Annotated in this window: 23 protein-coding genes; 13 read left to right on the forward strand and 10 right to left on the reverse strand. The window is 72.4% G+C overall.

Translation table 11 applies throughout. The features are described 5' to 3' along the window. Nucleotides 1-16 precede the first annotated feature (16 nt). Both WMF34_RS42495 and ggt read left to right on the forward strand, forming a co-directional pair. Nucleotides 17-616 carry a hypothetical protein gene (locus tag WMF34_RS42495; RefSeq protein ID WP_231864535.1) on the forward strand — a complete coding sequence of 200 codons (600 nt, stop codon included), beginning with the start codon at nucleotides 17-19 and terminating at the stop codon, nucleotides 614-616. Nucleotides 617-771: 155 nt separating this feature from the next. Continuing rightward, on the forward strand, nucleotides 772-2,670 hold the full coding sequence (ggt, locus tag WMF34_RS42500) for a gamma-glutamyltransferase (protein WP_012240895.1): 1,899 nt from the start codon (nucleotides 772-774) through the stop codon (nucleotides 2,668-2,670). A 140-nt stretch (nucleotides 2,671-2,810) separates the two neighbouring features. Here the strand turns inward: ggt and WMF34_RS42505 are convergent, their stop codons facing one another. Then, nucleotides 2,811-3,554 (reverse strand): universal stress protein, encoded by a 744-nt coding sequence (locus tag WMF34_RS42505; RefSeq protein ID WP_437991383.1) that lies wholly within the window; start codon nucleotides 3,552-3,554, stop codon nucleotides 2,811-2,813. 182 nt (nucleotides 3,555-3,736) lie between these two features. Between WMF34_RS42505 and purB the strand changes: the two genes are divergently transcribed. The 4 genes from purB (at nucleotide 3,737) to WMF34_RS42525 (ending at nucleotide 8,844) form a co-directional block, all read left to right on the forward strand. Continuing rightward, entirely contained in the window at nucleotides 3,737-5,035 is a 1,299-nt protein-coding gene (gene purB / locus WMF34_RS42510) for an adenylosuccinate lyase (RefSeq protein ID WP_437991384.1), read from the forward strand. A 47-nt stretch (nucleotides 5,036-5,082) separates the two neighbouring features. Then, nucleotides 5,083-6,879, forward strand: coding sequence for a DUF885 domain-containing protein (locus WMF34_RS42515; protein WP_437991385.1), 1,797 nt, complete (start codon nucleotides 5,083-5,085; stop codon nucleotides 6,877-6,879). A gap of 188 nt (nucleotides 6,880-7,067) precedes the next feature. Then, nucleotides 7,068-8,195 carry an AAA family ATPase gene (locus WMF34_RS42520; protein ID WP_012240899.1) on the forward strand — a complete coding sequence of 376 codons (1,128 nt, stop codon included), beginning with the start codon at nucleotides 7,068-7,070 and terminating at the stop codon, nucleotides 8,193-8,195. Between the two features lie 4 nt (nucleotides 8,196-8,199). Next, entirely contained in the window at nucleotides 8,200-8,844 is a 645-nt protein-coding gene (locus WMF34_RS42525; protein ID WP_012240900.1) for a DUF4276 family protein, read from the forward strand. 52 nt (nucleotides 8,845-8,896) lie between these two features. On the opposite strand, the gene WMF34_RS42530 is transcribed toward WMF34_RS42525, so the two are convergent. The 4 genes from WMF34_RS42530 to WMF34_RS42545 all read right to left on the reverse strand — a co-directional run bounded on the left by WMF34_RS42530 (nucleotide 8,897) and on the right by WMF34_RS42545 (nucleotide 12,534). Further along, the gene (locus tag WMF34_RS42530) at nucleotides 8,897-9,115 is read right to left on the reverse strand and encodes a hypothetical protein (protein ID WP_012240901.1); all 219 of its coding nucleotides are present in this window, start codon (nucleotides 9,113-9,115) and stop codon (nucleotides 8,897-8,899) included. A gap of 204 nt (nucleotides 9,116-9,319) precedes the next feature. After that, the gene (locus WMF34_RS42535) at nucleotides 9,320-10,900 is read right to left on the reverse strand and encodes a lactate racemase domain-containing protein (protein WP_012240902.1); all 1,581 of its coding nucleotides are present in this window, start codon (nucleotides 10,898-10,900) and stop codon (nucleotides 9,320-9,322) included. 75 nt (nucleotides 10,901-10,975) lie between these two features. Beyond that, nucleotides 10,976-11,638, reverse strand: coding sequence for an HAD family hydrolase (locus tag WMF34_RS42540; protein ID WP_012240903.1), 663 nt, complete (start codon nucleotides 11,636-11,638; stop codon nucleotides 10,976-10,978). Between the two features lie 128 nt (nucleotides 11,639-11,766). Beyond that, the gene (locus WMF34_RS42545; RefSeq protein ID WP_012240904.1) at nucleotides 11,767-12,534 is read right to left on the reverse strand and encodes a phosphoadenylyl-sulfate reductase; all 768 of its coding nucleotides are present in this window, start codon (nucleotides 12,532-12,534) and stop codon (nucleotides 11,767-11,769) included. Nucleotides 12,535-12,612: 78 nt separating this feature from the next. On the opposite strand from WMF34_RS42545, the gene WMF34_RS42550 reads away from it, so the two are divergent. Then, a complete protein-coding gene (locus WMF34_RS42550; protein WP_437991386.1) occupies nucleotides 12,613-13,599 on the forward strand; it encodes an ArsA family ATPase in 987 nt (328 codons plus the stop codon). 10 nt (nucleotides 13,600-13,609) lie between these two features. Next, entirely contained in the window at nucleotides 13,610-14,818 is a 1,209-nt protein-coding gene (locus WMF34_RS42555) for a hypothetical protein (RefSeq protein ID WP_437991387.1), read from the forward strand. Between the two features lie 281 nt (nucleotides 14,819-15,099). Here the strand turns inward: WMF34_RS42555 and WMF34_RS42560 are convergent, their stop codons facing one another. Continuing rightward, entirely contained in the window at nucleotides 15,100-16,125 is a 1,026-nt protein-coding gene (locus WMF34_RS42560; RefSeq protein WP_012240907.1) for an NADP-dependent oxidoreductase, read from the reverse strand. Nucleotides 16,126-16,232: 107 nt separating this feature from the next. On the opposite strand from WMF34_RS42560, the gene WMF34_RS42565 reads away from it, so the two are divergent. After that, nucleotides 16,233-16,664 (forward strand): GNAT family N-acetyltransferase, encoded by a 432-nt coding sequence (locus WMF34_RS42565; protein ID WP_437991388.1) that lies wholly within the window; start codon nucleotides 16,233-16,235, stop codon nucleotides 16,662-16,664. A gap of 472 nt (nucleotides 16,665-17,136) precedes the next feature. Further along, a complete protein-coding gene (locus WMF34_RS42570; RefSeq protein WP_437991389.1) occupies nucleotides 17,137-17,583 on the forward strand; it encodes a hypothetical protein in 447 nt (148 codons plus the stop codon). Nucleotides 17,584-17,721: 138 nt separating this feature from the next. Here WMF34_RS42570 and WMF34_RS42575 read toward each other — a convergent pair whose 3' ends face one another. Continuing rightward, nucleotides 17,722-18,522 carry an MlaE family ABC transporter permease gene (locus WMF34_RS42575; protein WP_012240910.1) on the reverse strand — a complete coding sequence of 267 codons (801 nt, stop codon included), beginning with the start codon at nucleotides 18,520-18,522 and terminating at the stop codon, nucleotides 17,722-17,724. 423 nt (nucleotides 18,523-18,945) lie between these two features. On the opposite strand from WMF34_RS42575, the gene WMF34_RS42580 reads away from it, so the two are divergent. Beyond that, on the forward strand, nucleotides 18,946-20,277 hold the full coding sequence (locus WMF34_RS42580; protein WP_437991390.1) for an AAA family ATPase: 1,332 nt from the start codon (nucleotides 18,946-18,948) through the stop codon (nucleotides 20,275-20,277). After that, on the forward strand, nucleotides 20,264-20,962 hold the full coding sequence (locus WMF34_RS42585) for a retron system putative HNH endonuclease (RefSeq protein ID WP_012240912.1): 699 nt from the start codon (nucleotides 20,264-20,266) through the stop codon (nucleotides 20,960-20,962). The genes WMF34_RS42580 and WMF34_RS42585 overlap by 14 nt, the downstream gene beginning before the upstream one ends. 104 nt (nucleotides 20,963-21,066) lie before the next feature. On the opposite strand, the gene tsaE is transcribed toward WMF34_RS42585, so the two are convergent. From tsaE to WMF34_RS42600, 3 genes are all read right to left on the reverse strand, one after another. Continuing rightward, nucleotides 21,067-21,579, reverse strand: coding sequence for a tRNA (adenosine(37)-N6)-threonylcarbamoyltransferase complex ATPase subunit type 1 TsaE (gene tsaE, locus WMF34_RS42590; RefSeq protein WP_437991391.1), 513 nt, complete (start codon nucleotides 21,577-21,579; stop codon nucleotides 21,067-21,069). Nucleotides 21,580-21,582: 3 nt separating this feature from the next. Beyond that, nucleotides 21,583-22,722, reverse strand: coding sequence for a hypothetical protein (locus WMF34_RS42595; protein WP_437991392.1), 1,140 nt, complete (start codon nucleotides 22,720-22,722; stop codon nucleotides 21,583-21,585). Nucleotides 22,723-22,882: 160 nt separating this feature from the next. Then, nucleotides 22,883-24,835, reverse strand: a complete 1,953-nt coding sequence (locus tag WMF34_RS42600) for a hypothetical protein (protein ID WP_437991393.1) — start codon at nucleotides 24,833-24,835, stop codon at nucleotides 22,883-22,885. A 176-nt stretch (nucleotides 24,836-25,011) separates the two neighbouring features. Between WMF34_RS42600 and WMF34_RS42605 the strand changes: the two genes are divergently transcribed. Next, on the forward strand, nucleotides 25,012-25,830 hold the full coding sequence (locus WMF34_RS42605; RefSeq protein WP_012240916.1) for a succinate dehydrogenase: 819 nt from the start codon (nucleotides 25,012-25,014) through the stop codon (nucleotides 25,828-25,830). The last annotated feature ends 49 nt before the right edge of the window (nucleotides 25,831-25,879 follow it).

The raw sequence follows: 25,879 nt of genomic DNA on the forward strand, positions 1-25,879 counted from the left end.
ACGGTGCACTGGCGGCGTGCAGGCGTCGTGTACGGGCCAGTGCCAGGCGGCATGCGAAGGGGAGTGCACCGCCGACCCGGGGAGCCTGGACTGCAAGGGGAGCTGCAAGGCGAGCTGCACGGGGAATTGCGAGGCGAGGTGCGAGGCGAAAGCGGGTAGCGACGCCGGCGCGCGGGCGGACTGCGAGGCGTCGTGCTCGTCGAGCTGCGAGGGCGAGTGCAGCGTGAGCTGCGAGGCGACGCCGCCGAGCGCCTCGTGCGAGGCGAAGTGCGAGGCGAGCTGCGAGGGGGAGTGCAAGGTCGACGCGAACTTCGACTGCAACTTCAACTGCACGTCCGAGCTCCGGGGCGGGTGTGAGGTGCAGTGCACCACGCCGGATGGCGCGCTGTTCTGCAACGGGCAGTACGTCGATATCGCCGGCAGCATGGAGGAGTGTAAGAACTGGCTGCTCTCGCAGGGCGTCGAGGTCGAATTCCACGCCGAGGCGGAGGCCGAGGCCAGCGTCTCCTGCGCCGCCGCGCCGGGGTCCTCCTCCGCGCCGTTCGCGGGCACGGGGCTCGCGGCGCTCGTCGCCGGCGTGGGCGTGGCCGCCGCGCGCCGCCGCAAGCGGTCCTGAGCGGGGCCCGGCGTTCCTGACGGCGCGCGCAGGAGGCGGCTCCGGCGCGCGCCGCAGCGCGTTCTCGCGTCCTGAACCGAATCCCCCAGGCCGGGTCGCCCCGCGCGGCCCGGCCCGGCTCTCTCCGGCACCGTAGTAGATTCGCGCCCACCTTGATGACCCTGCTCCGTCGTTCGAAGCCGCGCTGGGCGCTCGCCCTGGCGCTGCTCGCAGGCTGCGAGGCCCGCACGCCGCCCGCGCCGCACCCGGCGGCGCCCGCGGCGCTCGCGGCCGACACCGCGCCGGCCGTCGCCAGCGCGAGCGCCGCGCCGCGGGCCGCGAGCGCCGCGGCGGCGCCTACGGCCGACGCCGCGGCGCCGGAGCCGGCGCCGCCGGTGCCGCCGATCGCGCTCGCCTCGGGCGGCCCGCGGGCGGTGCGCGGCGACGCCGGGCTCGTGACCTCGGTCGAGGAGCACGCGACGCGCGCGGGCGCGGACGTGCTGCGGCGCGGCGGCAACGCGGTCGACGCCGCGGTCGCCGTGGCGTTCGCGCTGGCGGTGACCCACCCGAGCGCGGGCAACATCGGCGGCGGCGGCTTCATGCTGGTCCGCCTCGCGAACGGCGAGACGCAGGCGATCGACTTCCGCGAGGCCGCGCCCGCGTCGGTGACCACCGAGTCGAACATGGCGATGGTGCGCGCCGGCGGACACGGCTATGCGTCCGCCGGCGTGCCGGGCTCGGTCGCCGGCCTCGCCCTGGCCCACGAGCGGTTCGGCACCCGCCCGTTCGCCGAGCTGCTGGCCCCGGCGATCTCCCTCGCGCGCAAGGGGCACCGCCTCGGCGCGCGGCAGGCGCTGACGCTGCGCTGGGCGTGGCCGCGGCTGAGGGCCGATCGGGCCGCGAGCGCCATCTGGGGGCGGGGCAAGGCGCCGGTCGCCCAGGGCGAGCTGGTGCGGCAGCTCGATCTCGCCCGCACCCTCGAGACGCTCGCCGCGGAGGGGCCGCGCGCGTTCTACGAGGGCGCCATCGCCCGGCAGATCGCCGGCGCGATGCGCGAGCGCGGCGGCCACATCAGCGAGAGCGACCTGCGCGCCTACCAGGCGAAGTGGCGCGCGCCCCTCCGGTTCTCGTACCGCGGCTTCACCGTCGACACGATGCCGCCCCCCTCGATGGGCGGCGTCGCGCTCGCGGAGATGATGCTCACGCTCGAGCGGCTCAAGGCGCACGAGGCGCCCGCCGACTCGGGGCTGTCGCTGCACCTGTTCGTCGAGGCGGCGAAGCGGGCGTACGCCGATCGGCGCAAGGTGAGCGCCGACCCCGATTTCGTGGCGCCCGAGACGGCGCAGCTGCTCGCGCAGCTCCTCGACGGGGCCTATTTGATGCGCCGCAGGCCGCCCGTCGACCCGGAGCGGGCCACGCCGGCGGGCGACATCGCGGCGCCTCTGGGCGCCGTCGCCCAGGAGTCCCCGCAGACGACGCACTTCTCGGTGATCGACGCGCAGGGCAACGCGGTCTCGTGCACGACCACCCTGTCGGCGAGCTTCGGCGCGAGGATCGTGATCCCCGGCACGGGCATCCTGCTCGCCAACGCGATGGGCGCCTTCTCCGAGACGGGGATCAACGCGGTGGCGCCGGGCAAACGCATGGCGAGCTCGATGACGCCCACGGTCGTGAGCCGCGACGGCAAGGTCGCGCTCGTCCTCGGATCTCCCGGCGGCGACACGATCCCGAACACCGTCGCGCAGGTCCTCCGCAACCTGGTCGATCACGGGATGACCATCGACGAGGCGGTCCGCCACGCGCGCATCCACCACCAGTGGATGCCGGATCGCGTGCGCGTCGAGCGGCTGACGCCTCCGCCGAAGGCCGCCCTCGACGACCTCGCGCGGCGAGGGCACGTCCTCGTGATGGACCCGATGCCGATCGGCGACGCGAACAACCTCCTCGTCGACGCGGCCGGCGTCGCGTGGGGCTACGCGGACACGCGGGAAGGGGGCAAGGCCGAGGGCGTCAGCGCGCCGGACAAGCTCGACCCGGCGCCGCAGGCCGACGCGCAGTCAACGAGCGCGCGGTAGCCCGCGCGCGGGCAACGAGCGCGCGGTAGCCCGCGTGCGGGCAACGAGCGCGCGGTAGCCCGCGCCCGAGCGACACCGAGCGCGCTGATCGAGCGGATCGAGCGGATCGAGCGCTCGGTGGTCCGCCGCGCGCCTCCGCGTCAGCGCAGCCTGGGGTCGTAGTTGGCCGCGTCGGCGTCGTCGTCCTCCTTGGGGCGCACGACGACGACCGGGCACGGCGCGTTCCGCGCGATCCGATCGGCCGTCGAGCCGCCGAAGAGCCGCTGCAGGGGCGACTGCGGGTGCGTGGCCACGACGATGAGATCGGCGCTGAGCTCTCGGGCGAGCGAGACGATGGCCCGGTCCGGTCGGCCCGTGCGGAAGTGCATCGCCATCAGCCGGGCCTGGCCGTCCGCGAACCGGTGCTGGAGCACGCGGAGCGACGGCGGCGACGACGCGCCCGGCGTCGTCACGTCGCGCACTGCAGGGGCGACCTGCCGCGGGCCGATGACCACCGCGTGGATCTCCGTCTCGCCGCGGAGCGCCGCCAGATCGAAGGCGAAGCGCCACGCCCGCCCGCCCGGCTCGGACAGGTCCATCGCGACCACCACGATGTACGGCTTCACCCGGCGCCCCCCGCGCGCGCTCGCGCGGGTCTCGCTCGCGGGCGCCGGCTCGTTCATGGCAGCCGGCGCGCTGGCAGCGGCGGCCGCGCCGCCAGCGCGCCCCGCCGGCTCGCGGCGCCCTGGCTCGGCCCGCGGGGGGAGCGGTGCCTGGCTGACGGCGCTCGCCTCGCTCGCCCCCGCGGGCAGCGTCTCTGGCGGCGCGTCGCCCGCCGCGTGGGGCGTGGGGGCGAACGACCTGCCCTGATCGGCGCGCGCAGGCGCCGGTGCTTCGGTTGGCATCGCGCCAACGTTTGCCGCGCGCCGCGCGTCCGCAAGCGCCCCACCCGACGGCGCAGGTCGCGCGCGGCGCGGCGCGGCGTGGCGCGCGCAGGCGAGCAGCGCGAGCCGGCCCCCGCGCGCCCGGACCTCCCTGGGCCACTCCATCCTTGACGCACCCTCCAGACCTTCGCAGCGTCCCGCCCATGATCCCCCGCTACACTCCCGCTGAATTCGAAGAGCTCTGGTCGCCCGCCACCCGATTCTCGACCTGGCTCGAGGTGGAGCTCGCCGCTTGCGAGGCGATGGAGGCCGAAGGGCTCGTGCCCGCCGGCATCGCGAAGGGGATCCGCGCGAAGCAGCTCTCGCTCGATCCCGCGCGGATCGAGGCGATCGAGCGCACGGTCAAGCACGACGTCATCGCCTTCCTGACGCACGTCGAGGAGCTCGCGGGCGAGGGCGCGCGGTGGCTGCACCGGGGGATGACCTCGAGCGACGTGCTCGACACGAGCCTCGCGGTGCTGCTCGTCCGCGCGACGGACCTGCTCTCGGCGCGGCTCGACAAGCTCTGCGGCGCGCTCGCGCGGCGCGCGGACGAGCACCGGCGCACCCCGATGATCGGCAGGAGCCACGGCATCGCCGCCGAGCCGATCACGTTCGGCCTGGCGCTCGCCGGTCACCTCGCGGAGATGAAGCGCGGCAGGGCGCGCCTGCTCGCGGCGCGCCAGGCGATCGCGGTCGGGAAGATCGCCGGCGCGGTCGGGACGTACGCGCACCTGTCGCCGCGCATCGAGGAGCGCGCGCTCGCCGCCCTGGGCCTGCGCCCCGAGACGGTCTCGACGCAGGTCGTCGCGCGCGACCGCCACGCCGAGCTCTTCACCGCGCTCTCGCTCATCGCGGCGGGCATCGAGCGGCTCGCGACCAACGTGCGGCACTGGCAGCGCACCGAGGTCCGCGAGGCGGAGGAGCGCTTCACCGTGGGCCAGAAGGGCTCGAGCGCGATGCCGCACAAGCGCAACCCCATCCTCAGCGAGAACCTGTGCGGCCTCGCGCGCATCGTGCGCGCGGCCGTGATCCCAGCGCTCGAGAACGTGCCGCTGTGGCACGAGCGCGACATCTCGCACTCGTCGGTCGAGCGGATGATCGCGCCCGACGCGACCTCGACGCTCGGGTTCATGCTCGACCGCGCCGCCGGGCTCGTGGAGGGGCTGGTCGTCTACCCCGAGAAGCTCCGCCAGAACCTCGACAGCACGGGCGAGCTCTTCTTCAGCGAGGCGGTGCTCCTGGCGCTCGTCCAGAAGGGCAGGCCGCGGCAGGCGGCCTACGAGCTGGTGCAGCGCTGCGCGATGCGCGCGATCGCGGGCGAGGGGCGCTTCCGCGACAACCTCGCCGCCGACGCCGACGTCGCGGCGCTGCTCGCCCCGGACGAAATCGCGCGCTGCTTCGACCTCGACCACGCGCTCTCGCACGTGGACACGATCATCGATCGCGCGCTCCGCGACTGACCTGCGGCGTTGACCTGCGCGGGCCGGTTTGACAGGCTCGGCCCGCCATGGCCGCACCCACACCTGTCCGCTCGCGCTGGCGCCGGCTCGCGGCGCTCGCGCAGCTCGCGGCGCTCGCCGCCTGCAGCGGGAGCGCCTCGGCGCCGCCTCCGTCTCTCGGCGCGGCGCCCCCGCCGGCCGCGGCGCCCCCTCAGGCTGTGGCGAGCGCCGAGCCCGCGCGGCCGGCGGAGGCGCCGCGCGAGCCGTTCACCGCGCTGCGCGATCGGATCCTGCGCGAGTGGGTCGCGGACGAGCCGGCCTTCGCGCGCTCGCGCGGGCTGCACGAGCAGGACGGCAAGGTCTCCGACTACGCCGCCGCGGCGATGGAGCGGCGGCTCGCGCGCCTCGAGCGCGACCGCGCGGCGCTCGCCGCCGTCGACGCCGCGGCGCTCTCCGCGGACGAGGCGCTCGACCGCGCGCTGCTCCTCCAGCAGATCGACCTCAAGATCTTCAGCGGGAGGGACCTCGAGGAGTGGCGCCGGCGGCCGCAGTTCTACGGCGATCTGTTCGGCGTGAACCACTACCTCGATCGCGCCTACGCGCCGCTGCCCGAGCGCGCGCGGCGCCTCCTCGAGCACGAGAAGGCAGCGCTGGCCCAGGCGCCGCGCATCCTCGAGAACCTCGTGAGCCCGATGCCGAAGCCGGTGATCGAGGTGGCCGTGAAGATCTTCCGCGGTTACGCCGAGTACCTGCGCGGCGATGTCGTCAAGCTGCTCAAGGGCGTGGGCGACCCCGCGTTCCAGGCCGATTTCGAGAAGACGAACGCCGCGCTCGCCGACGCGGCGGAGAAGCTCGCCGAGCACCTCGCGAAGGTCGAGCTGCCGAAGGGCGACGCGAGCCATGTGCTCGGGGAGGCGCGGTACCGGAAGCTCCTCCTCGCGCAGGAGGGGCTCTCGATGCCGCTGGCCGAGTTCAAGAAGATGGGCGAGGACGACCTCGCGGCGAACAAGGCGGCGTACCAGGAGCTCGCCAGGAAGGTGAAGACCTCCCGGCCGAAGGCGGAGCAGCTCCTCGCCGAGGCGACGCGGATGATGGAGTCGGCGCGCAAGTTCCTCATCGACAAGGAGATCGTGAGCCTCCCGTCCGACGAGCGGGCGATCGTGAAGGAGACGCCGCCCTACATGCGCTGGAACGCCGCCTTCCTCGACGCGCCGGGGCCGTTCGAGCGGAAGGGGCTCGAGGCGTTCTACTACATCACGAAGCCGGATCCCTCGTGGCCCCGGAAGGAGCAGGAGGAGTACGTGATGCCGCGGGGCACGCTGCTCTCGACGACCGTGCACGAGGTCTACCCGGGGCACTTCGTCCAGTTCCTGTGGGAGAGCCGGGCGCCGACCGACGCGCAGAAGATGTTCGGGAGCTACTCGTTCGTGGAGGGCTGGGCCCACTACGCCGAGCAGGTGATGATCGAGCAAGGGTTCGGCAAGGAGGACCCGCAGAGCCGCCTCGGCCAGCTCGCGGACGCGCTGCTGCGCAACTGCCGGGTGGTCGTGTCGCTCGGGGTGCACGCGGAGGGCATGAGCCTCGACGAGGCCGAGCGCCGCTTCGTCGACGACTGCTTTCAGGACCGCGCGACGGCGCGGGAGCAGGCGGTGCGCGCGACGTTCGACCCCGGCTACTTCGCCTACACGCTCGGCAAGCTCCAGATCCTGAAGCTCCGCGAGGAGGCGAAGGCGGCCCTGGGCCCGGCGTTCTCGCTGCGCCGCTTCCACGACGCGCTCCTCTCGCACGGCTCGCCGCCGCTGCCGCTCGTCCGCGAGCGCGTGCTCGCCGAGCTCAAGGCGCCGATGAGGCCCTCGACGAACTAGCGCGCCGCGGAAGCCGCCATTTTCTTCCTGTTCCAGAGGAGTCAGCGATCGCTCGGTCGGAGCGGAGCGTCGACCGGTGGCGATGCCGCGCGCCCGCGGGACCAGGCTTGCCCGAAGCGAAGGCCTGAGGCGGGTATACTTGTCGTGTACGAACGCGCTACCGATCGGAAGAGCCCGCTGGAGCACGCATGATCAACCACCTGACCGTCTCGAACTACCGGAGCCTCGGCGAGAACGTCCGGATCCATTTCGGAAAGCTCACCGTGCTGGTCGGACCGAACGGATCCGGGAAGAGCAACGTCATGGACGCTTTGCGCTTCGTCGCGGACGCGATGCACATGGGCCTCTCGGGAGCGATCACCATGCGCCATGGGATCGGGGCGGTCCGTCGCTGGAGCGGCGGGCACCCGTTCAACGTTGTCCTCCGCGTGGGCCTCACGCTGCCCTCAGGGCACGCTGAATACGGTTTTGAGCTGACCGGATCGAGCGCGGAGGAGTACGAGGTCAAGTCGGAGGATGCCGAGGTCATCCGGTGCGACGAACGCTTCCGTTTCCGGGTCAGCGGCGGCAAGTGGCAGGACGGGCCGGAGGGGCTCCGGCCGCCGCTGGACAAAAAGAATCTGGCGTTGCAGCTGATCGGAGGCGACGAGCGTTTCGAGGAGCTCGTCCACGCGCTCCAGAACATCGCCGTGTACGCCATCTTCCCCGACACGCTGCGCGCTCCGCAGAAGTACAGCCCCAGCAAGCCGATGAGCCGACACGGAGACAACTGGGTCTCCGTCCTGAAGGACCAACCCGCCGCCACGTGGAAGCCGGAGCTCATCGCAGCGCTCCACAAGCTCACGGGCGACACGCTGGACATCAAGGTGGCGCAGGCCGCGAGCTACCTCGTCGTCCAGTTCCAGCACGTCTCGCCGAACAAGAAGCCCAAGTGGTTCGACGCCACGCAGGAGTCGGACGGGACGCTGCGCGTCGCAGGCATCATCACTGCGCTCCTCCAGGAGCCGTCCGTCCCGGTGATCGGCGTCGAAGAGCCCGAACTCACCGTACATCCGGGCGCCATCCCGCTCCTCTATGACCACCTGAAGCAGGCGACGAAGCGGAGCCAGGTGATCGTTACCACGCACAGCCCGGAGCTCCTCGACCTCGTCGATCCCGAAGCTGTGCGCGTGGTGATGCGTGCCGAGGGGGAGACGGTGGTCGCGCCCATGCGCGCGAGCCAGCGGGAGGTGGTCAAGAGCGGGCTCATGACCCTCGGCGAGGTCATGCGCATGGAGGGACTGCAGCAGGAGCTGCCGTTCGCTGCCGCGGAATGAATCGATGAAGGGCTACATCCTCGTCGAGGGGGAAGGCGAGCTGGGCGCCGCGGACAATTTGATCACGCGGCTCTGGAAAGAGGCCGGTCACTGGCATCCCTGGGCGCGCGCCATCACGTGCAAGAACACGCATCAGCGCAGGGGGATCGAGAAGGGGATCGGCCTCATCCGCGCCAAGGGCGACGCTGGTGCTCTGCTCATCCTTCGAGATGAAGATGACGCCTGTCCCAGAGAACGAGGGCCGCAGCTGGCTTCATGGGCGCGCGAGCTCGATCCGCCCTTCCCCGTGGCGGTCGTGCTGATGCACCGGGAGTACGAGGTGCTCTTCTTGCCCTGCGTCGAGCTCATGGCAGGCCGCTCCCTCATTGGCCCGGACGGCCAAGAGCGACCCGGTCTCGTGCCGGGAACGCGCTGGGAGCACGGTGACAGCTGGGAGAGGACGCGCGACATCAAGGGGTGGCTCAGCGATCACTTCCCGCCCGGACGCGTCTACAAACCCACGTTCGATCAATGGCCCATGACGCGGATGATCGACGTGCCGACGCTACGGGCCGCCGGGGTGCCGTGCTTCGGAACGCTGGAGCGAGCGCTCGCCTTTCTCGCGTCCTCGTTCGGACAAGCAGGCGTTTACCCGCCGCCCGGCGGCTGACCGCACGGCGCAAGCGGCGGGCGCGGCGCGCCCCGCTCGGCTCACCGGCGGCTCACGCCCAGCGCGTCGGCCGCGTCTTGAGCGTGCGCACGTTCATTGCGTCGCACCACGCCTCGAAGCGGTCGCGCGGCACGCCGCGGAAGCGCAGGTCGTCGAGGCCCTCCGCGAGCGGCACGTCGATCCGGAGCGTCGCCAGCGTCCGGTAGAGCAGCGCGTCCTCCCGCTGCTCGACCAGCGCGCGCGCGATCCGGTCCGCGCCGCGCACCGCCACCGACCACGCGGCCGGGTCGTCCGGGATCTGCTCGATGTGCCCGAACCGCGCCGCCGCCGTCGCGAGGCGACGACGCCCACCGTCGCCTTCGCGTCCCAGCCGCCGGGCGCGCGGTGATCGGGCCGCTTGGAGTAATGGGCGCGGAAGAGCTCGTACGTGCCGTCGATCACGTGCAGCCGCACGGGGGCTCCTCCCGCGGGCGCGCTAGGCCGTCACGTCGGCCATGAAGATCGGCGGGGTGTGCAGGGCCAGGATCTCCGGCGCGGGCGGGGCCGACTGCTTCGCCATCCGCAGCGCCTCGTCCATCGTGCGCGCCGTCTCCCAGCCGAGCAGCTGCGGGATGTACTCGTTGTCGGCGCCGACCACGATCATCCGGCCGATGTGCTGCCGCCCCGCCTCGCCCCAGTACCACATGAAGAACGGGTGGGTCGGGTGGTACGCGTGCCCGAAGCGGTACATCTCGATGTACGCCGGGTTCTCGGAGAACTTCTTCTCGTACCGCTTGTGCAGCTCCATCGCGTCCCGCGTCTCCGGCAGGAGCCGGTGCACGAACTCGATGTACGGGGCGTGGTGCTCGTTGTCGAACAGGTCGGTGCAGGGGTGGAGGATGATCATCGTCCCCCCCTTCTTGAGCATCGGCGCGCCGCGGTAGAGGTTGAACAGGTAGCCGTTCGCCATCACCTGCACGAGCAGCGGGTTCAGGAACGAGTTCACGTTGTACGGGCTGATGTACGGGATGCCCGTGATCAGGATGTCCGCCTGGCCCGAGACCGGGACGAGGTACTGGTCGAAGCTGCGCTTCAGCGTGTGCTCGTGGACGGCCTCGGTCTCGCCGGCGAACACCCCGGTCACCCCGAACGGCGAGGGGACGCGCTGGAAGATCGCCTGGCGCGCGGGCTGCGGCACCTTGGAGAGCGTGAAGCGGAGGGCGCGCAGCGCGCTCTTCTCGCCCGCGCTCAGGTCGTCCTCGTTCTTCGCGAGGAACTCGAGTGGGCGATCGAACATGCGGTTGTTGATCGTCGTCTCGATCGTGAAGACGTTGAGCTTCTTGTTGGCCAGCCGGCCCATGCGCTCGACGCTCGTGTGCAGCGCGGAGCTCTTCGGATCCATGTACGAGTAGCAGTCGCGCATCACCCGCGGGTTGTGGTGCGCGCGCAGGCTCCGGTACCCGCACAGGCCGACGGCGACCGACTTGTGCCCGCCGTCCATCGGCACGAGGTTGAGGTTCACGTAGATCACGAGGTCGCTGTCGACCGCGCGCTTGTTGAGCTCGACCTCCTCGCCGACGTCGGTCGTGCCGACGTACTTCATGTTGGCGACGTTCTCGGCGTCGTGGTTGTAGAGCCGCTTCGGCCAGTAGGCGTTGAAGATCCGGTCGCCGACGATGTGGCGGACCTCCCAGTCCTTCATCCGCCGGTGGACGCTCGTCGCGATGATGATCTCGACGTCGTCGACGCCGTAGTCGGCGAGCAGGTCGAGCACGATCGTGAGCACCCGCTCGCGGATGTCGGGGCGCTTCATCTGCGGCAGCGGCAGCGAGATGTCGTCCACCGCGATCGTGACCTTCATCCCCGGGCGGAGCTTCGCGTAGAGCGGCTCCGAGTTGTACGGGTGGTTGATCGCGTAGCGGATCGCGGCGTCGACGTCCTTCAGCGGCTCGATGGGCGGCTTCGCGTAGAGCACCCGGGTGCCGGTGGGCAGGTCGACCTCGACCAGCTGGTCGCCTGAGAAGAGCACCCGGGGGGCGCTGCGGCTGTCTAGCGTGACGACGCAAGGATGGCTCATGGGACCTTCAGAGCAGGGGGTGCGACGTGTTGGGCTGGGTGGTGGCCTCCCGCCGCCGGCGGGGGGAGGCAGGGGTCATGCGGCGAGGTGGAGGATCGGCCAGTGGTACGCCTGCGCCAGCATCTTGAGCTTGCGGTCCGGGTTCACCGCCGCCGGGTAGCCGACGACCGAGAGCATCGGGACGTCCGAGTAGCTGTCCGAGTAGGCGAAGCACTCGTCGAGGTCGTGCCCGTGCGCGTGGGCGTGCTCGCGGATGAGCCGCGCCTTCTCGGGCCCGGCCACGACCGGGCGCAGGAGCTTGCCCGTCGCGAACCGATCCTTCACCTCGAGGCGGTTCGCGATGATGCCCGTCGCGCCGAGGTGATCGGCGAGCAGCTGCATCAGGAAATCCAGCGCGCCGGAGACGAGGACGACGTCGTGCCCCTTGTCGAGGCTGCACTTCACGAGGTCCCGCGCCTTGGCGTAGATCGCCGGCTTGAGCACCTTCGCGAACGCCTCCTCCGCGAGCGCCACGAGGCGATCCTCGGAGACGCCCTCGAACGAGCTGAAGAGCAGCTCGTTGAAGAGGCGCCGATCCTGCAGCTCCGCCATCGCCATCCACGGCGCCTTCACGATGGCGCGGCCGAGCTTCGCGAGGCTGTGCATCGGCGTCGGCTGGTTCAGCATGTAGAACACCGTCGGGTGCACGAGGTTGGTCGTGACCAGGGTGCCGTCTACGTCGAAGTAGCTCGCCGGCATGCGGGGCAAATCTCCCTGCATGCCGTTTGAGTCAAGATCGAGCTGCCGCGAACCGGTGTTCGCAGGCGATCGTCACGCCGCGTCGAGGTGCCACGCCGCGTCGATGGGCTCGCGCAGGTCGTCGGGCGTCACGCGGCGAACAGGCGCTCGTACCGGTCGTCGAGGTCGACGCCGCCGTCGGTGTCTCCCCGGTCCACGGGGTTGATCCCGCAGTACTCGACGCTCGCCAGGTGGCGCCAGCGCCCGGCGCGCTCGGGCTCGTCGGGCAGCACCGGCGTCGTGCAGGGGAAGCAGCCGATGGTGCGGAAGCCCATCCCGTGCAGCGGGTTCTCGAGCGCGTCCTCGTGGGCGGCGAAGTACGCGTCGAGCTCCTCGCCGGTCAGCGACGCGAAGGGGTGGACGCGGAGCGTGTTGTTCGCGGGGTCGAGGCCGAACGGCGCGACCTTGGCGCGGGCGCCGCCCTCGCCCCGCCGCAGCGCCGCGACGAGCGCGTCGTAGCGGCCCCGGATGGCGCTCAGCGGGGCCGATTTGCGGAGGTCGCAGCAGCGCTCCTGGCCCTCCTTCGAGAGGTAGAGCAGCCCTTCCTCGCGCGTCTGCTGCGCGAAGCTGCGCTCGGGCGACAGCGTGACGACGCGCAGGTTCGGGTGGGTCCGCGCGAGCTCGTCGCGCGTGGCGAGCGTCTCGGCGTGGAGCACGCCGGTGTCGACGAAGACCACGTCGAAGGAGAGCCCGGCGCGGTCGGCCATGTGGCAGAGCGCGGTCCCGGCGCGCTGCATGCTGCTCATGATGGCCGCGCGCGGGCCGAAGGACTCGCGGACGAAGCGGAGGAGCTCGACGGGGGGCGCGCCCTGGAAGCGTCGGTTCAGCGGTTCGAGGTGTCGCTCGGTGATGCGCATGAGCGATGCATAGCAGAGGCCGTTTCCTTGATCCGGGTTGCCTTCGCCTGAGCTTGCGCGTAACTCCGCTGGCGAGGAATGAGCAGCGTCTATCAAGCCTCAAACGCGGGCGGGCTCGGCCAGGACCTGCCGGAGCTCGAGCGCCGGCGCTTCCTGTTCGTGACCGGCAAGGGAGGGGTCGGGAAGACGACGATCTCCGGCGCCCTCGCCCTCGCCTTCGCCGCCCGCGGCAAGCGCGTCCTGGTCGCGATGTGCCACACGAAGGAGCGGCTCTCCGCCATCCTCGGCTCGAGGCCGATCGGCCCGGAGGTCATCCAGGTCGCCGAGCGCGTGTCGGCGGTGAACATCGCGCCGGACAGGGCCCTCCGGGAGTACGGCGAGATGGTCCTGAAGATGCGCGCCGCGGCCGATCTCGTCTTCGACAACAAGTACACGCGCACCTTCTTCCGCGCGGTGCCCGGGCTGTTCGAGTGGGCGATGCTCGGCAAGGCGTGGTTCCACACGACGGAGCTGCTCCCGGACGGCTCGAACCGCTTCGACGTGGTCCTGCTCGACGCGCCCGCGACGGGGCACGGGGTCGACATGCTGCGGGTGCCGAAGGTGATCCTCGACGTGGCGCCGCCGGGCATCCTGCGCCGGGACGCCGAGGCGGCGTGGGCGATGTTCAGGGATCCCGCGCGGAGCGGGGTCGTCGTCGTGACGCTCCCGGAGGAGATGCCGGCGACCGAGACCGTCGAGCTCGTGGCGGAGGTCCGGGGCGACCTTGGCCTGCCCGTCCACCGGGTGATCATCAACGGCGTGCTGCCGGCGCTGTTCTCGCCCGAGGAGCAGCGGGCGCTCCTGGTTGACCCGGCGCGCCTCGACATCCAGGCGCCGGCGCGCGCCGCGGACACCGTCGAGAGCGCTTTCGTGGCCGGCGCGCGGCGGGCGATGCGCGAGTCGGTGCAGCGCGAGAGCCTGGCCCGCCTGCGCCGCGATCTCGACCTGCCCACCGTGATGCTGCCGTTCCTCTTCGACGAGGCCTCGACGGTCGCCGGCACGCGGATGCTGGCCGAGCGGCTCTGAGCGGGGGCGGATGCCGGCGGCCCTGCTGCGAGCGAGCCCGCTGCTCCGCGACGGACGCGCGCTGCTCGACGCCGATCGCCTCGTCCACGCGGGGGTCGCCGACCGGCGCGCGAGCTTCGAGCTCGCCTTCACCGCGATGCCGCCCCACGCGGGTTTTCTCGTGGTCGCCGGCGTCGAGGCGGCGCTCGAGGCGCTCGCGGCCGACGGAGCGCGCTTCGACGCGGCGGCGGTCGCCGCGGCGCGCGTGGCGTGCGGCCTGAGCGACGCGCTCGAGGAGCGGCTCGCCGGCGCGACGCTTTCGGTCGACATCGACGCGATGCCCGACGGGACGCTCGCCTTCCCGGGGACGCCCGTCGCCTCGGTGGAGGGGCCGTTCGTCGAGGCGCTGCTCGTGGGCGCGCTGCTCGCTCCGGCGCTCCGCCGCGGCACGGCCGCGGCGACGCGGGCCGCGCGGCTCCACATCGCGGCGGGCGGGGGCGACGTCATCGACGGGTCGTCGGCGAGCGTGCCGTTCGCCGACGAGGCGCTCGCGCTCGCCCGCGCGGCGCACGTGGGCGGCGCCGCGGCGACGACGAGCGCGCTCGCGGCCACGGCGCTCGGCATCCCGTTCCGCGGCGAGGCGGGGATCGACCTCGGCGAGCTCGCGCCGCCGCCGTCCCCGCTCGAGGGCCGCTGGCCCTGGTACGCCGATCGGATGATCGACCTCGGGGGCGACGACGAGGAGGCGCTGCTCCTCGAAGCGAGGCGCGTGGGCGCGAGCGCGGGCGGCTGGGTCGCGTCGGGGCTCGGGGAGGCCGTCGAGGGGCTGCCGGCGGCGCGCTGCGAGCTCGTGGCGCTCGAGGAGGCGGGCGCGTGGGCGCTCCGGCAGGGCACGAGCGATCGCGGGGACGTGATCGCGGGGCGGAAGATGGTGGCGCGCTACTACGACGAGGCGGGGCGCGCGGCCTTCGACGTGATCCACCTCGCGCACGAGCGGATGCTGGCGCCGCGCGCGCTCGGGGTCGCGAGGCTCGCCCCGCTCGCGCGCGCGGCGATGCGCGGCGGGCGCGCGCTCGAGTCGCCCGAGCCGGCGAGCGCCGGGCGCGAGCGCTCCCTGGCGGGGCGCCAGCAGCTGCCGGACGCGGTGGCGCACCTGCGCGCGCCGGCGAGGTACCCGGTGCAGTTCTCGCCGGCGCTGATCGCGCTGCGGGAGCCGGATCCGCCGGGCGTGCTGCGGTAGCTTCCCGGTGAGCTCGAGGTCTCGCCGAGCCGACCGGCTCGCCGGGACGGAGCTCGTCGCCGGAGGTGTGGATTGGTGTCCCGGCCATCAACGCGCAAATCGCGGCGACGGCGCCCATCCCCATCAGGAGCTTGGCTCTGGTGCTTCACCGCCCGCTCAAGGTGAAATGCTCGTCCACGGCTCCTGCGCCAGAGGATCACGCTCTTCACCACCATCCATGTGCCACGCACCCCATCGTCGCGGCCAAGCACGTCGACATGGGCGTTCGCCGGCCTGGCTGACTACTCGGAGACCTTGATCAGCAGCTTTCCGATCTTGTTCGGCTGAAAGAGCATCCCGAGCGCGTCCGGGGCGTTCTCGAGGCCCTCCACCACGCGCTCGCGCCATTTGATCCTGCCCTCCTTGATCCAGCCGTGGATCTTCTCGAAGGCCTCGGGGAAGCGCGCTTGATGATCGGTGATGACGAAGCCTTGCACCCGGAGCCGCTGCATCAGGATGAGCGGGAAGCGCACGGGGCCCGGGCGGGGCTGCTTGTCGTTGTACGTCGAGATGAGCCCGCAGATCGTGACCCTTCCGAAGAGGTTCATCTTGTCGAGCACGGTGTCGAGGATGTCGCCGCCCGCGTTCTCGAAATCGATGTCGACACCTTGCGGACAGGCGCGGTCGAGCGCCGCCGCGACATCCTCGGTGCGGTAATTGATGCAGGCGTCGAAGCCGAGCTCCTCGGTCACATAGCGGCACCCGGCGTCGCTGCCGGCGATGCCCACCACGCGACAGCCAGCGATCTTGCCCATCTGGCCGACCAGGGAGCCCACGGAGCCGGCGGCGCCGGACACGACGATGGTCTCGCCCGGCCTCGGCTGCGCGATATCGAAGAGGCCGACGTACGCGGTGAAGCCGCCGGTCACGTGAAGCGGGCAGAGGAAGGCGCCGAGCGGGACGTCCAGCGCGGGCAAGCGCGTGAGGGCGAGGTCGCCGGGAGCCGCGACGTTGTAGTCCTGCCAGCCGAGGAGGCCGGAGACGAGGTCTCCTGCGCCATAGTCGGGGTGACGGGAGCGCTCGACGACGCCGACGCCGAGCGCGCGCATCACCTCGCCCTGGTTCACGGGCGGCATGTACTGCTTCATGTCGCTCATCCAGATCCGGTTCGTCGGATCGACGGACAGGTAGCGCGTGCGAACGAGGACTTCGCCGTCGCCAGGCTCCCGGACCGGCGCCTCGCGGAGCTCGAAATGGCTGCGGTCCGGCGGGCCCTCGGGGCGCGCCTTCAGGATGTAGTGGCGGTTGGAGAGGGACGGGGTGCTCATGATGCGAAGCTAGACGCCCGGAGGTTCCACCGGAAGATGTAACCAGACCGGCGGCGCTGATCGAGCGGTTGCGGCCCGGGGATGGCGCCCGGTGGCGAAGCATCCGCTTGCAGGCGCTCGAGGAGGCCCCGCACGCGTTTGGCACGACGTACGGCGAGGCTGCGCAGTGGAACGCCGCTCGCTGGGAGGCGCAGGTGGTCGAGTTTGCGACGTTCGTCGCAGTTCTCGATGGCCGCGATGTCGGCGTGGTTCGGGGCGCGGCCCACCGGAGCAGCGACCTGTGCGAGCTGATCAGCATGTGGGTTGCCCCAACCGCGCGACGCCAGGGAATTGGCGCAGAGCTGATCGACCGTGTCGCGGCGTGGGCCAAGGCCGTCGGCGCCACCGCGCTGGTGCTCGACGTCGTCGCGGCCAACGCACCCGCCGTCGCCCTGTACGAGCGCACCGGCTTTCTACGGTTGGACGGCGCGTCGATGGGTGAGCTCGCCCCAAACGAGAGCCGCCTTGTCCGGTCGCTGGTGACGTGGTCAGTGAGCTGAAGACGCTCGCGGCACGCTGCCAACACACCTCTGCAGGTTGCCCTGGGACATCGAGGACCTTGCGTGGTGAGTACGTGACATGTGAGCAAATGGACTGCCGCCCAACAAGGCGTTGCGGCTGTCGATCCCGTCGGTCGGCCTTCGGCCTCCCTCTGGCGCCCGCAGCTGAACGCCAGTACGTTGGGTGGGCAGGACAATGGACAGGTGCGCGTCGATGTTCCCCGCTGGTTGGTTCACGTCCGGTCCCGACGTGCTTTGGGGCATGTCTTCGACCTACGGGTTCGTCCCCTACGAGATCCTCCCAGCAGTGCCTGATGTGCCGTTCGATGGCTCGTTCAGCTGGCTCCCGCCTCTCCCCGCTCGGAGGAGTCCGCTCACCTACGAGGAAGAGCACGGCGATGGCTCACTGGCGTCCTTACCCCGATTGCGTGCCGAAGCGCGAGGTCGGGGACTCGAAATACCCGAGGTGTTCATGCGATTCGTTGCGACGCCTGCCATCTACGAGCGGGTCCCCAGCATCACTGGCTGCTTCCTCGGGTTCTCGATGAGCGTGGTAAGGGACCCTTCCTCGTCACGCGGTGGGATGCTGCGGTTCTTGAATGATTCCCAGGGTTGCGCCTTCTGGTACCTCTACATGACCCCCAGCGGCGATCATTGTATCCTTGCGTCCGACCAATGGCTCGATGGCGGCGACGACGAACAGTCGGCGCTGGATCCGCGGCAGTACTTCTGGTGTGCCCAAAGTCTTGAGCCCTTTCTCTATCGGTTCTGGCTCGAGGACGAGATCTGGACGCGCGTGAAACGCAATCAGCCATTATCCCCTGAGCAACAGCAATACCTTGCTGACGCCATCGCGGCGCGTCATCGCCTTCCAGCGCCGTCGCAGCGTATCGACGGTAGCCACCCAACAAGGTGTTGAAGCAGGCGGCCGCGCCTCGTCTTGATCTCTCACCGTCCTTCCTCTCGACCGTGGTGAAGTACCAGGCGCAACGCTCGCTGAGCGCGCGATGAGAGGCGGCCCCTGGGCATCAGGGAGCCGACGGTCCGCCGTCGCGGCTCACATGTCGAGCAAGAGCTGCGTCAGGATGTAGTTCGTGACGAGCACGGTGACGCAGCTCTCGACGACCGCGCGCGTGGTGGCGACGCCGACGCCGCGCGCGCCGCCCGAGGCGTAGAAGCCGTGGCGGCACGAGATCGACGAGACGATGAAGCCGAAGACGCACGCCTTGATGAGCCCCATGGAGATGTCCTTGGGGAGGGCGAAGTCGCGGATGCTCTGGAAGAACGCGCCCTCGTCGCCGCCGAGCCAGAGCACGGCGACGAGGTACGAGCCGCACATGCCGACGCTCGTGTACAGGATGCAGAGCAGCGGCAGCATCACCGTCGCGGCGAAGAGCCGGGGCGAGAGCAGGTACTGCACGGGGCTCACGCCCATCGTCGCGATCGCGTCGATCTGCTCGGTGACGCGCATGTTGCCGAGCTCCGCGGCCATCGCGCTGCCGGCGCGGGCGGTGACCATGATCGCGGAGAAGACCGGCGCGAGCTCGCGGGCCAGCGAGACCGCGACGAGGCCGCCGACGCGGCCCTCGGCGCTGAACGCGCGCAGCGCGTAGGACGTCTGCAGCGTGACGACCATGCCGCTGAAGACGCCGGTCAGGCCGACGATGAAGACCGACTGCGCGCCCATGAAGTCCATCGCCGCGAGGAACTGGGCGGGGCGGAACGGCGGGCGCACGAGCCAGACGATCGTCTGGAAGGTGAGCGTGACGATGTTGCCGATGTTGTCGAGGAACGCGAGGACCGGCTCCAGCGCCCTGTCGAGCAGCTCGCTGCGGCTGGTCTCAGCGCCTTCCTTCACGGTGCGCTCTTGTACCACGCAACGCCGCCGCGCACGGGGCCCGGCTCGCGACGACCCCGCGCGCCCGCTCGCCCGCGCTGCGGCGCGCGCTTCGCGCCGGCGTACGGCCGGGGAAGGCCGCCCGGCGAGCGGACGCCCGGCCTGAGGGGCCCTCGCGGTGGCAAATGGGGGCGTCGGGGAGGTGCCCGCGGCGGCGACTCCGGGAGGCCACACGGGGTAGAGGGCTGCGCTGCGGTGGTGCCTTCGCACCATGCGGTGGCACCTGGCTGCGCCATGGTGGAGGCATGGCACCGGCAAGAGGCGCGGGAGGACGCGATCCTCTCGGCGCTCAACCTGCCCAAGACGGCGGCCGGCGGACCCGGCGATCCTGGCGAAAACCGCTAGCTCCCCAGGTTTCCAGCGCGTATCACCCATCGAGCCTCGATGCGAATCGACGAGATCCGGCTGATCAACTTCCGCGCCTTCGAGCGGTTCGCGCTGCATCTGGAGCCGCGGCTCACGGTGCTCGTCGGCCGCAACGGGACGGGCAAGACGACCGTGCTCGAAGGGCTGGCAGTGGCGCTGGGCGCGTGGTTGAGCTTCTTCAACGCGAGCCGGGATGACCGCCCGATCCCGAAGTCGGCGGCGCGCTTCGTTACCACGATGCACGGTGGCGTCCCGAGCATGGCGACGTGCTACCCGGTGCGCGTCGAAGCGAGCGGTGAAACCCCGCTGGGCCACGTGGCGTGGGCGAGGGAGCTTCGCGGCGCAGACAGCCGCACGACGACGGGCGTCACCAAGTCCGGTCGGGAAGGTCCGCTGGAGGCGACCCGGTTCATGCCTCGTGGCATCGACGATGCGATATCGGGCGCCGAGCCCATCGCGCTCCCGGTGCTCGCCTACTACGGAACAGGTCGGCTGTGGCACCACAAGCGGGACAGGAACCCCGAGAGGGCGGGCTTGAAGTCGAGGCTGCAAGGCTACCGGGCTGCCCTCGAGGCCGCGTCCGACCAGAAGGGGTTCGAGGCCTGGATGGCCTGGCGTGAGGAGGATCGCGTCCAGCGCCTCGCTCGCGCCGCGGAGGAGGGGCGCCCGCTCACCGAGGTGCGGAGCCCCGAGCTGGAGGGGGTGAGCGCGGCGGCCTGCGCCTGCCTCGAGGGCGCTCGTCGGATCTATTACAGCGCCAACCACCAGGAGCTGCGCGTCGACTTCGTCGATGGCTCCTCCCTCCCGTTCGGCGCCCTCTCCGACGGCCAGCGGAACCTCATCGCGGTGGCGGCAGACATCGCGTGGCGTGCGACGCAGCTCAACCCATCCTTCGGGGCCGAGGCTCCGGCGCGGGCGGCGGGCGTCGTGCTCATCGACGAGGTGGACCTCCACCTCCACCCCGCGTGGCAATGGCGCGTGCTGGACGATCTCCTTCGCGCGTTCCCGGGCCTCCAGTTCGTCGTGACGACGCACTCGCCTCAGGTGATGTCCGCTGCCCCGCGCGGCTCGGTGCGTCTCCTCGACCCGGATCACCAGGCGCACCGGGTCGAGAGGATCGCGGGCAAGGACTCCAACACCGTCCTGGAGGACATCCTCGGCGCTCCTTCACGCTTGAAGGAGACACGGGAGAAGCTCGACATGCTGGCGCGGTTGATCGACGACGGCCAGCTCGTGGAGGCGAAGGCGCTGCTGGCGGAGCTGTCGGGCTTCCTCGGCGAGGACGACGCTCAGATCGTCGCCGCGCGATGGGAGCTCGCCATGGCGGAGACCGGCGATGCGTCGGATTGAGAAGGACCGCGAGCCTGCTTGCCTGGCGGACCTCCGGGGCACGCCGGGCGCGGCCTGGAGCTCGGTGCACGGGGCGCAGCGGCAGCAGATGCGGGAGCACGCGTTCAAGGAGCAGCACGGGCTTTGCGCGTACTGCATGTCCAGGCTGCCGGGACCGCCCAGCGCCGAGGGCATGAAGATCGAGCATTTCGAGACGCGCGCGCTGTCGCCGGAGCTGGTCTTCGACTGGGACAACCTCCTCGGGGTCTGCCTGGGCGACGTGGGCATCAGCGATGGCGGAGGACATCACCGCGACCGCTATCACTGCGACACTTACCGCGGACATCTCCCGAGGGAGGAGCAGCGGATCGAGCTGAACCCGGCGGCGTTTCCGCCCGACGTCAGCTCGATGTTTTCGTATACAAACCAGGGGGAGATGCGCGCCGCGCACGGTCTGGAGCCCACGATGCGCGCCAGCGCTGAGGCGCAGATCGAGCGTTTGAACCTCAACATCGCCCGCCATCAACGAAACCGGAGGACCGCGATCGACGTCCTCCGGTCCGAATTTCAGAGGAAAGCGCCGAGGGCCGCGCGCGTGAAGGCGCTGCTGGAGCTTTCGACGACTCCAGATGCAGCCGGCCTCTTGCCGCCCTACTGCCAAGCAGCCGCCTACTATCTGGAAAAGAAGCTCCGGCAGCTCGGCTGAAGCGGCAGATGAGGATCGCCGATGCGCCGAGGCGCATCGGGCCCATGCGGCAGCACCTCCACCGAACCGCTTGCCTGTGGCCACACCGCCACGATGAGCCGAGCTTACGAGAGCAGATCTCTCTCCAGCGCGGCGAGCACCTCGCCGCTCCGCGCGCCGGTCGCCCTGATCTCGGCGGCGCGGCCGGGCGCGGCCGGGTCCTCGGGGGCGGCGAGGTGGATCAGGAGCGCGTCGCCCCCGAGCGCCTCCACGAACGGCTCGCCCCACTCCACAACGACGAGCGCGCCCTCCGCGCGGCGCTCGCGCAGCCCGAGCTGGGCGAGCTCCGCGGCCGCGCCGTCGCGCGCGCCGTCCGCGGAGGACGCGCCCCCGAGGCGGTAGGCGTCGGCGTGCGCGATGGGGACCCGGCCCTCGTGCTCGTGGACCAGCGTGAACGTCGGGCTGGTGATCGGGAGCTCCGGCGGGACGCCGAGCGCCCGGCAGAGGGCGCGGGCGAAGAACGTCTTGCCGGCGCCGAGATCGCCGGCGAGGACGACCAGATCGCCGCCCGCGAGGCGCGCGGCCAGCCCGCGCGCGAGGCGGATGGTGCTGCGGCGGCTCGGCAGCTCGATGCGCATGGGTCAGAACCGGGCCCCGGCGCCGAGCGTCGCGCCGACCAGCAACAGGGAGCCGCCCCCCGTGGGAACCCACCGGAGGTTGCCGAGCTGGGCCTCGAGCTGCACCGAGGGGCTCAGCGCGAGCGCGACGTCGAGCGACGCCCCGAGCACCGGGTGGACCTCGAGATCGCCATGGTACGGCGTGAGATCGGGGCCCACGGCGCCGGGGGCGGACCTGAAGAACGCGCCCGCGCGGAGCGACGGGCCGAGGTGGAGCGGGAACGCGCGCCAGGCCCCGTCGTGCGGCGTCAGGCTGGGCGTCAGCAGCAGGCGCGCGCCGCCCTCGATCCAGCCGGCGAAGGGGCCGGCCAGGTTGCCGCCGCCGCCGGCGAACAGCTCGAGCCCGCGGTCGCCGGGCGCATAGGCCACGCGCGCCTCCCCGACCAGCGAGGCCGCGCTGCCGCTCGCGCCCGGGAGGCGCGCCGCCGCGACGGCCAGCCCGAGCGACGCGGACAGGGCGACCCGGCGCCCGCCCGAGTACGCCGGCCAGACGCGCTCCGGCCCGAGGGGATACGCCATCAGCACCTCCTTCGCGGGCGGCGCGGGCGGCGGCGCCGGCACCGGGGGCAGCACGATCGCCCCTCCCGCGGACGGAGGCGGGGGCGCGCTCGCCGGAGCGGAGCGCGCGGCGCGCTCCCAGGGAAGCTCGCCGGCGCCGATGCCCTCCGGGCGGAGCAGGACCGCCAGCATCTCCTGCGTCTGCTGGGCCGATCGACCCCGGTCGACCTCCCTGGCGACCGACTCGACCCGGCCCGTCGAGGCGAGGTACGCGGTGAGCTCGATCCGGGTGGTCGTGACCGCGGGATCGACGGTGCCGGTCAGGACCCAGTCCGCGCCCGTCCGCGCGCCCACCGCGCGGTACTCGTCCGCGCTGTCGGCGACGCCGTCGGCGACGTCCTTGAGCGCGGCAGCGACGGCGCCGTCCGGCGCCGTGGCGTGGCCGAGGGCGGCGAGCCCGCGCGCGACCTCGGCCTGGGCGGCGCTCCGGGCGGCCTCGTCGGTGCCGCCGCGCGTGGGGAGCAACGCCACCCGATCGGCGAGCGCGGCAGGGGCGATCGCCAGGAGCGCGGCGGCGGCGGCACAGGAGAGGGCTCGGCGGATCATGCGGCGCCATGCTACGCCCGCCGGCAGCCCGGAGCAGCCCCGGGGCGACGCGCCGGCACGGTCTCCACGCGCGGCCTCGCGCGTCGTTCCCCGCGCCGACACGGCGCCGGCCGCGTGAGCCGCGTCGTTCACCGCGTCGTTCACCGCGCTTTCGCCCCGCTCATCGCGCTTTCCCGCTCTCGCGGTAGCCGATCACCCGCGGCAGCACGCGCCGCCCGCCGAAGCCGCCCGCCGCCGTCGTCCAGAGCTCCGCCGTCGCGGTGCTCATGGCGCTCGCCGCGGCGAGGCGCCGCGCCTTCACCTCCGCAGGGTCCTCGGTGCCCGTCTTCGGCAGCCGCTGCACGCCGGCCCAGGCGAGCACGCCGGCGTCGCGCCCGAGCGCCGCCCAGAAGCTCGGCGGCGACGGATGGGTCGCGAGCCACGCCGCGAGCGCGGCCGCCGCGCCCGAGGCAGGCGTCGCCCTGGGATCGCCCGCGCCCTGCGGAGGCAGCGCGCCGGAGGGCGCCGCGAGGAGCGGGAAGATTCCCGCCGTCGCGACGAGCGATCCCGGCGGCGGCGCGACGGCCGCCTCGAAGGCGAGCGCGATCGTCACCGAGCGGGGAGCGGCGCGGAGCGCCTGGTCCGCGCAGCGCGCGTCGCCCGCGAGGACCACCCCGCGGATGGCCGGGGGCCGGAGAGCGCGCGCGTCGAAGGTCCCGTCGCAGGGGAGCGCGAGCGCGATGCCATGCTCGGCCAGCGGCGCGGCCCCCGCGGCGCCCGCGGCCCCCGCGGCGCCCGCCGGCGCGGCCCCGGTAGCGCCCGCCGTCGCGGCCCCGGCGGCGCCCGCCGTCGCGGGGGCCGCGTCCTTCTGGACATCGGCATCGCCGCCCACGAGCGCCACCGGCTTCGCGCCCCGCTCCGCGAGCGCGGCGGCGAGCACCTCGATGCTCCTCGCGGGCTCCTCGCCCACGACGAAGACGAACGCGCCGTCCAGCGCCGCCGGCTCCGGCGGGTGGACGAGCAGCACCGGGATCGCGTGCGTCCGCGCGAACTTCGCCGCCTCGGTCGCCTGCTCCCGATCGGAGCCGGCGATGAGCACCGCGGCGCCCTCGGCGGTGAGGCTGCTCAGCGCCTCGTCCACGCTGCCCTCGCCGCCGTCGTCGCGGCTCACGAGCCGCGCGTCCGAGCCCGGCCGGAGCAGCCCGAGCCCGTGCGCCACGCCGGTGGCGATCTCGACGCCCCGGCGGCGCGACGCGGCCGTGCGCGTCGACAGCAGCAGGCCGACCGTGGGCGGCTCGACGCGCGCGGCCCCCGCGCCGGCCGCGAGCTCGAAGATCGCGTCGCGCTGGGTGCCGAGCGCCGCGTCGGCCCGATCGAGCAGCTCCTTCGCGAGCGCCACGTCGCGGCGCTCGCGGGCGACGATCGCGAGGCGCTCGGCGACCAGCGAGCGCAGGTCGACCTCCGGGCTCACGACCTCGCCGGTCGCCCGCCCGTCGCGGAGCGCCCGGACGAGGTGATCGATCGGCACCTCGCGCAGCTGCGCCCCGATCTGCGCCCGGACGGCGGCGCGCCGGTCGTCGTCGGCCTCGCGCAGCCAGACGCTCATCAGCTCGATCGCCTGCGTCCACGCGCCCGCCTCCATCGCGGCGGCGGTGACCTCCTCGTTGAGGAGCGCGCGCACGTACGCGTCGACCATCTTGCTCACCAGCGGGCGCAGCACCCCGAAGGCGGGCCTCGGCTTGCCGGCTCGCCGGAGCGCCGCGCCGCGGATCACGCGCGCGAGATCTCCGACCGCGCTCCGCCCCGCCGCCTCGACCTCGGCCGCGAGCGCCTCGGCGCGGCGCAGGTCCCCGCGCTCCAGGGCGATCCACGCGAGGTGGACGGTCGCGACGCGCGCGAGGTCGTCGGAGGCGTGGCGCCCCCGGAAGGCGAGGAGCTCCGGCTCGAGCGCGACGCGCTCCGCGCGCGCGCCGTTCGCGAAGCGCGAGAGGAGGGGGCGCAGCTCGGCCTGGGCCGCGGGCGACCCGGCCAGCGCCGGGCTCACCTGCGGCGCTCCGCCGTCCTGCGCGCCGCAGCCGGCGCCGGCGGTCGCGGCGGCGAGCGCGAGCAGGGCCGCGGCCGCGATCGCGGCCACGCGGGCGTGACGTGGCCGACGTTGCCCGGCGGCGCCGCGGCGCGGGCGAGATGCCGCGCCGCCGCTCGACGCGCCAAAGGCAGCCGAAAACCGGCCGGAACTGTTGACTGCGTTCACCTTGACGTCACCCGGGGCATCCCATACACCCGCCGCGCCCGCCTTCCATCGAGGTCAGCGTGTCCGAGGCAACCCCCGCGAGATCGCTCTTTCACGAGAGCCGCCGGTCCTTTCTCCTGCGCAAGCTGCATTCTCTCACCGGCGCCCTCCCCGTGGGCGGTTTCCTGCTCTTCCATTTCTGGACGAACGCGAAGGCGCTCCAGGGGCAGGAGCGATTCGACGCGGCCGTCGCCGAGATCTCGCACATGCCGTACCTGCCCGTGCTCGAGATCGGGCTCGTCGTGCTGCCGCTCGCGTTCCACGCCCTCTACGGGGTCAAGCTGGTGCTCGAGGGCAAGCCGAACGTCGGCAGCTACACGTTCTCGCGCAACTGGATGTACACGCTGCAGCGGGTCACGGGGGTGCTCGCCTTCGCGTTCATCGGCTTCCACCTCTGGTCGTACTGGGCGCAGAAGTGGCTGGGCCGGATGGCGCCCGAAGAGTTCTACCCGCGGCTGTGCGCCGACATGGCGTCGACCGTCGGCGGCGTCCCGGTGATCGCGCTCGTCTACCTCTTCGGCATCGCGGCGAGCGTGTTCCACTTCGCCAACGGCCTCTGGGGCTTCTGCTTCTCGTGGGGGATCACCGTGTCGCGCCGGGCGCAGCGGATGGCCGCGGTGGTCTTCGGCGCGGTGGGCCTCGTGGTCTTCCTGTTCGGCGCCAACACGGTGATCTATTTCGCCACCGGCGCGCCGTTCCCCGGGACGCCGGGCCCGGCGGCCGAGGGGGGCCGCACCTGCGCGGACATCGCGTCGACCTCGACCGGTTCCACCGTCCCCGCGCGCGCGTCTGTGGGCGGCGGCGCCGGCGCCGGCGTGGGCGCGCCGGCCTCGCACTGACCATCGTATCGGCCGCGCCCTTCCGGGGAGCGGCGCGGGAGCATCGGGA

The organism is Sorangium sp. So ce145, assembly GCF_051525985.1.
GTDB classification, from domain to species: Bacteria; Myxococcota_A; Polyangia; order Polyangiales; family Polyangiaceae; genus Sorangium; species Sorangium cellulosum_B.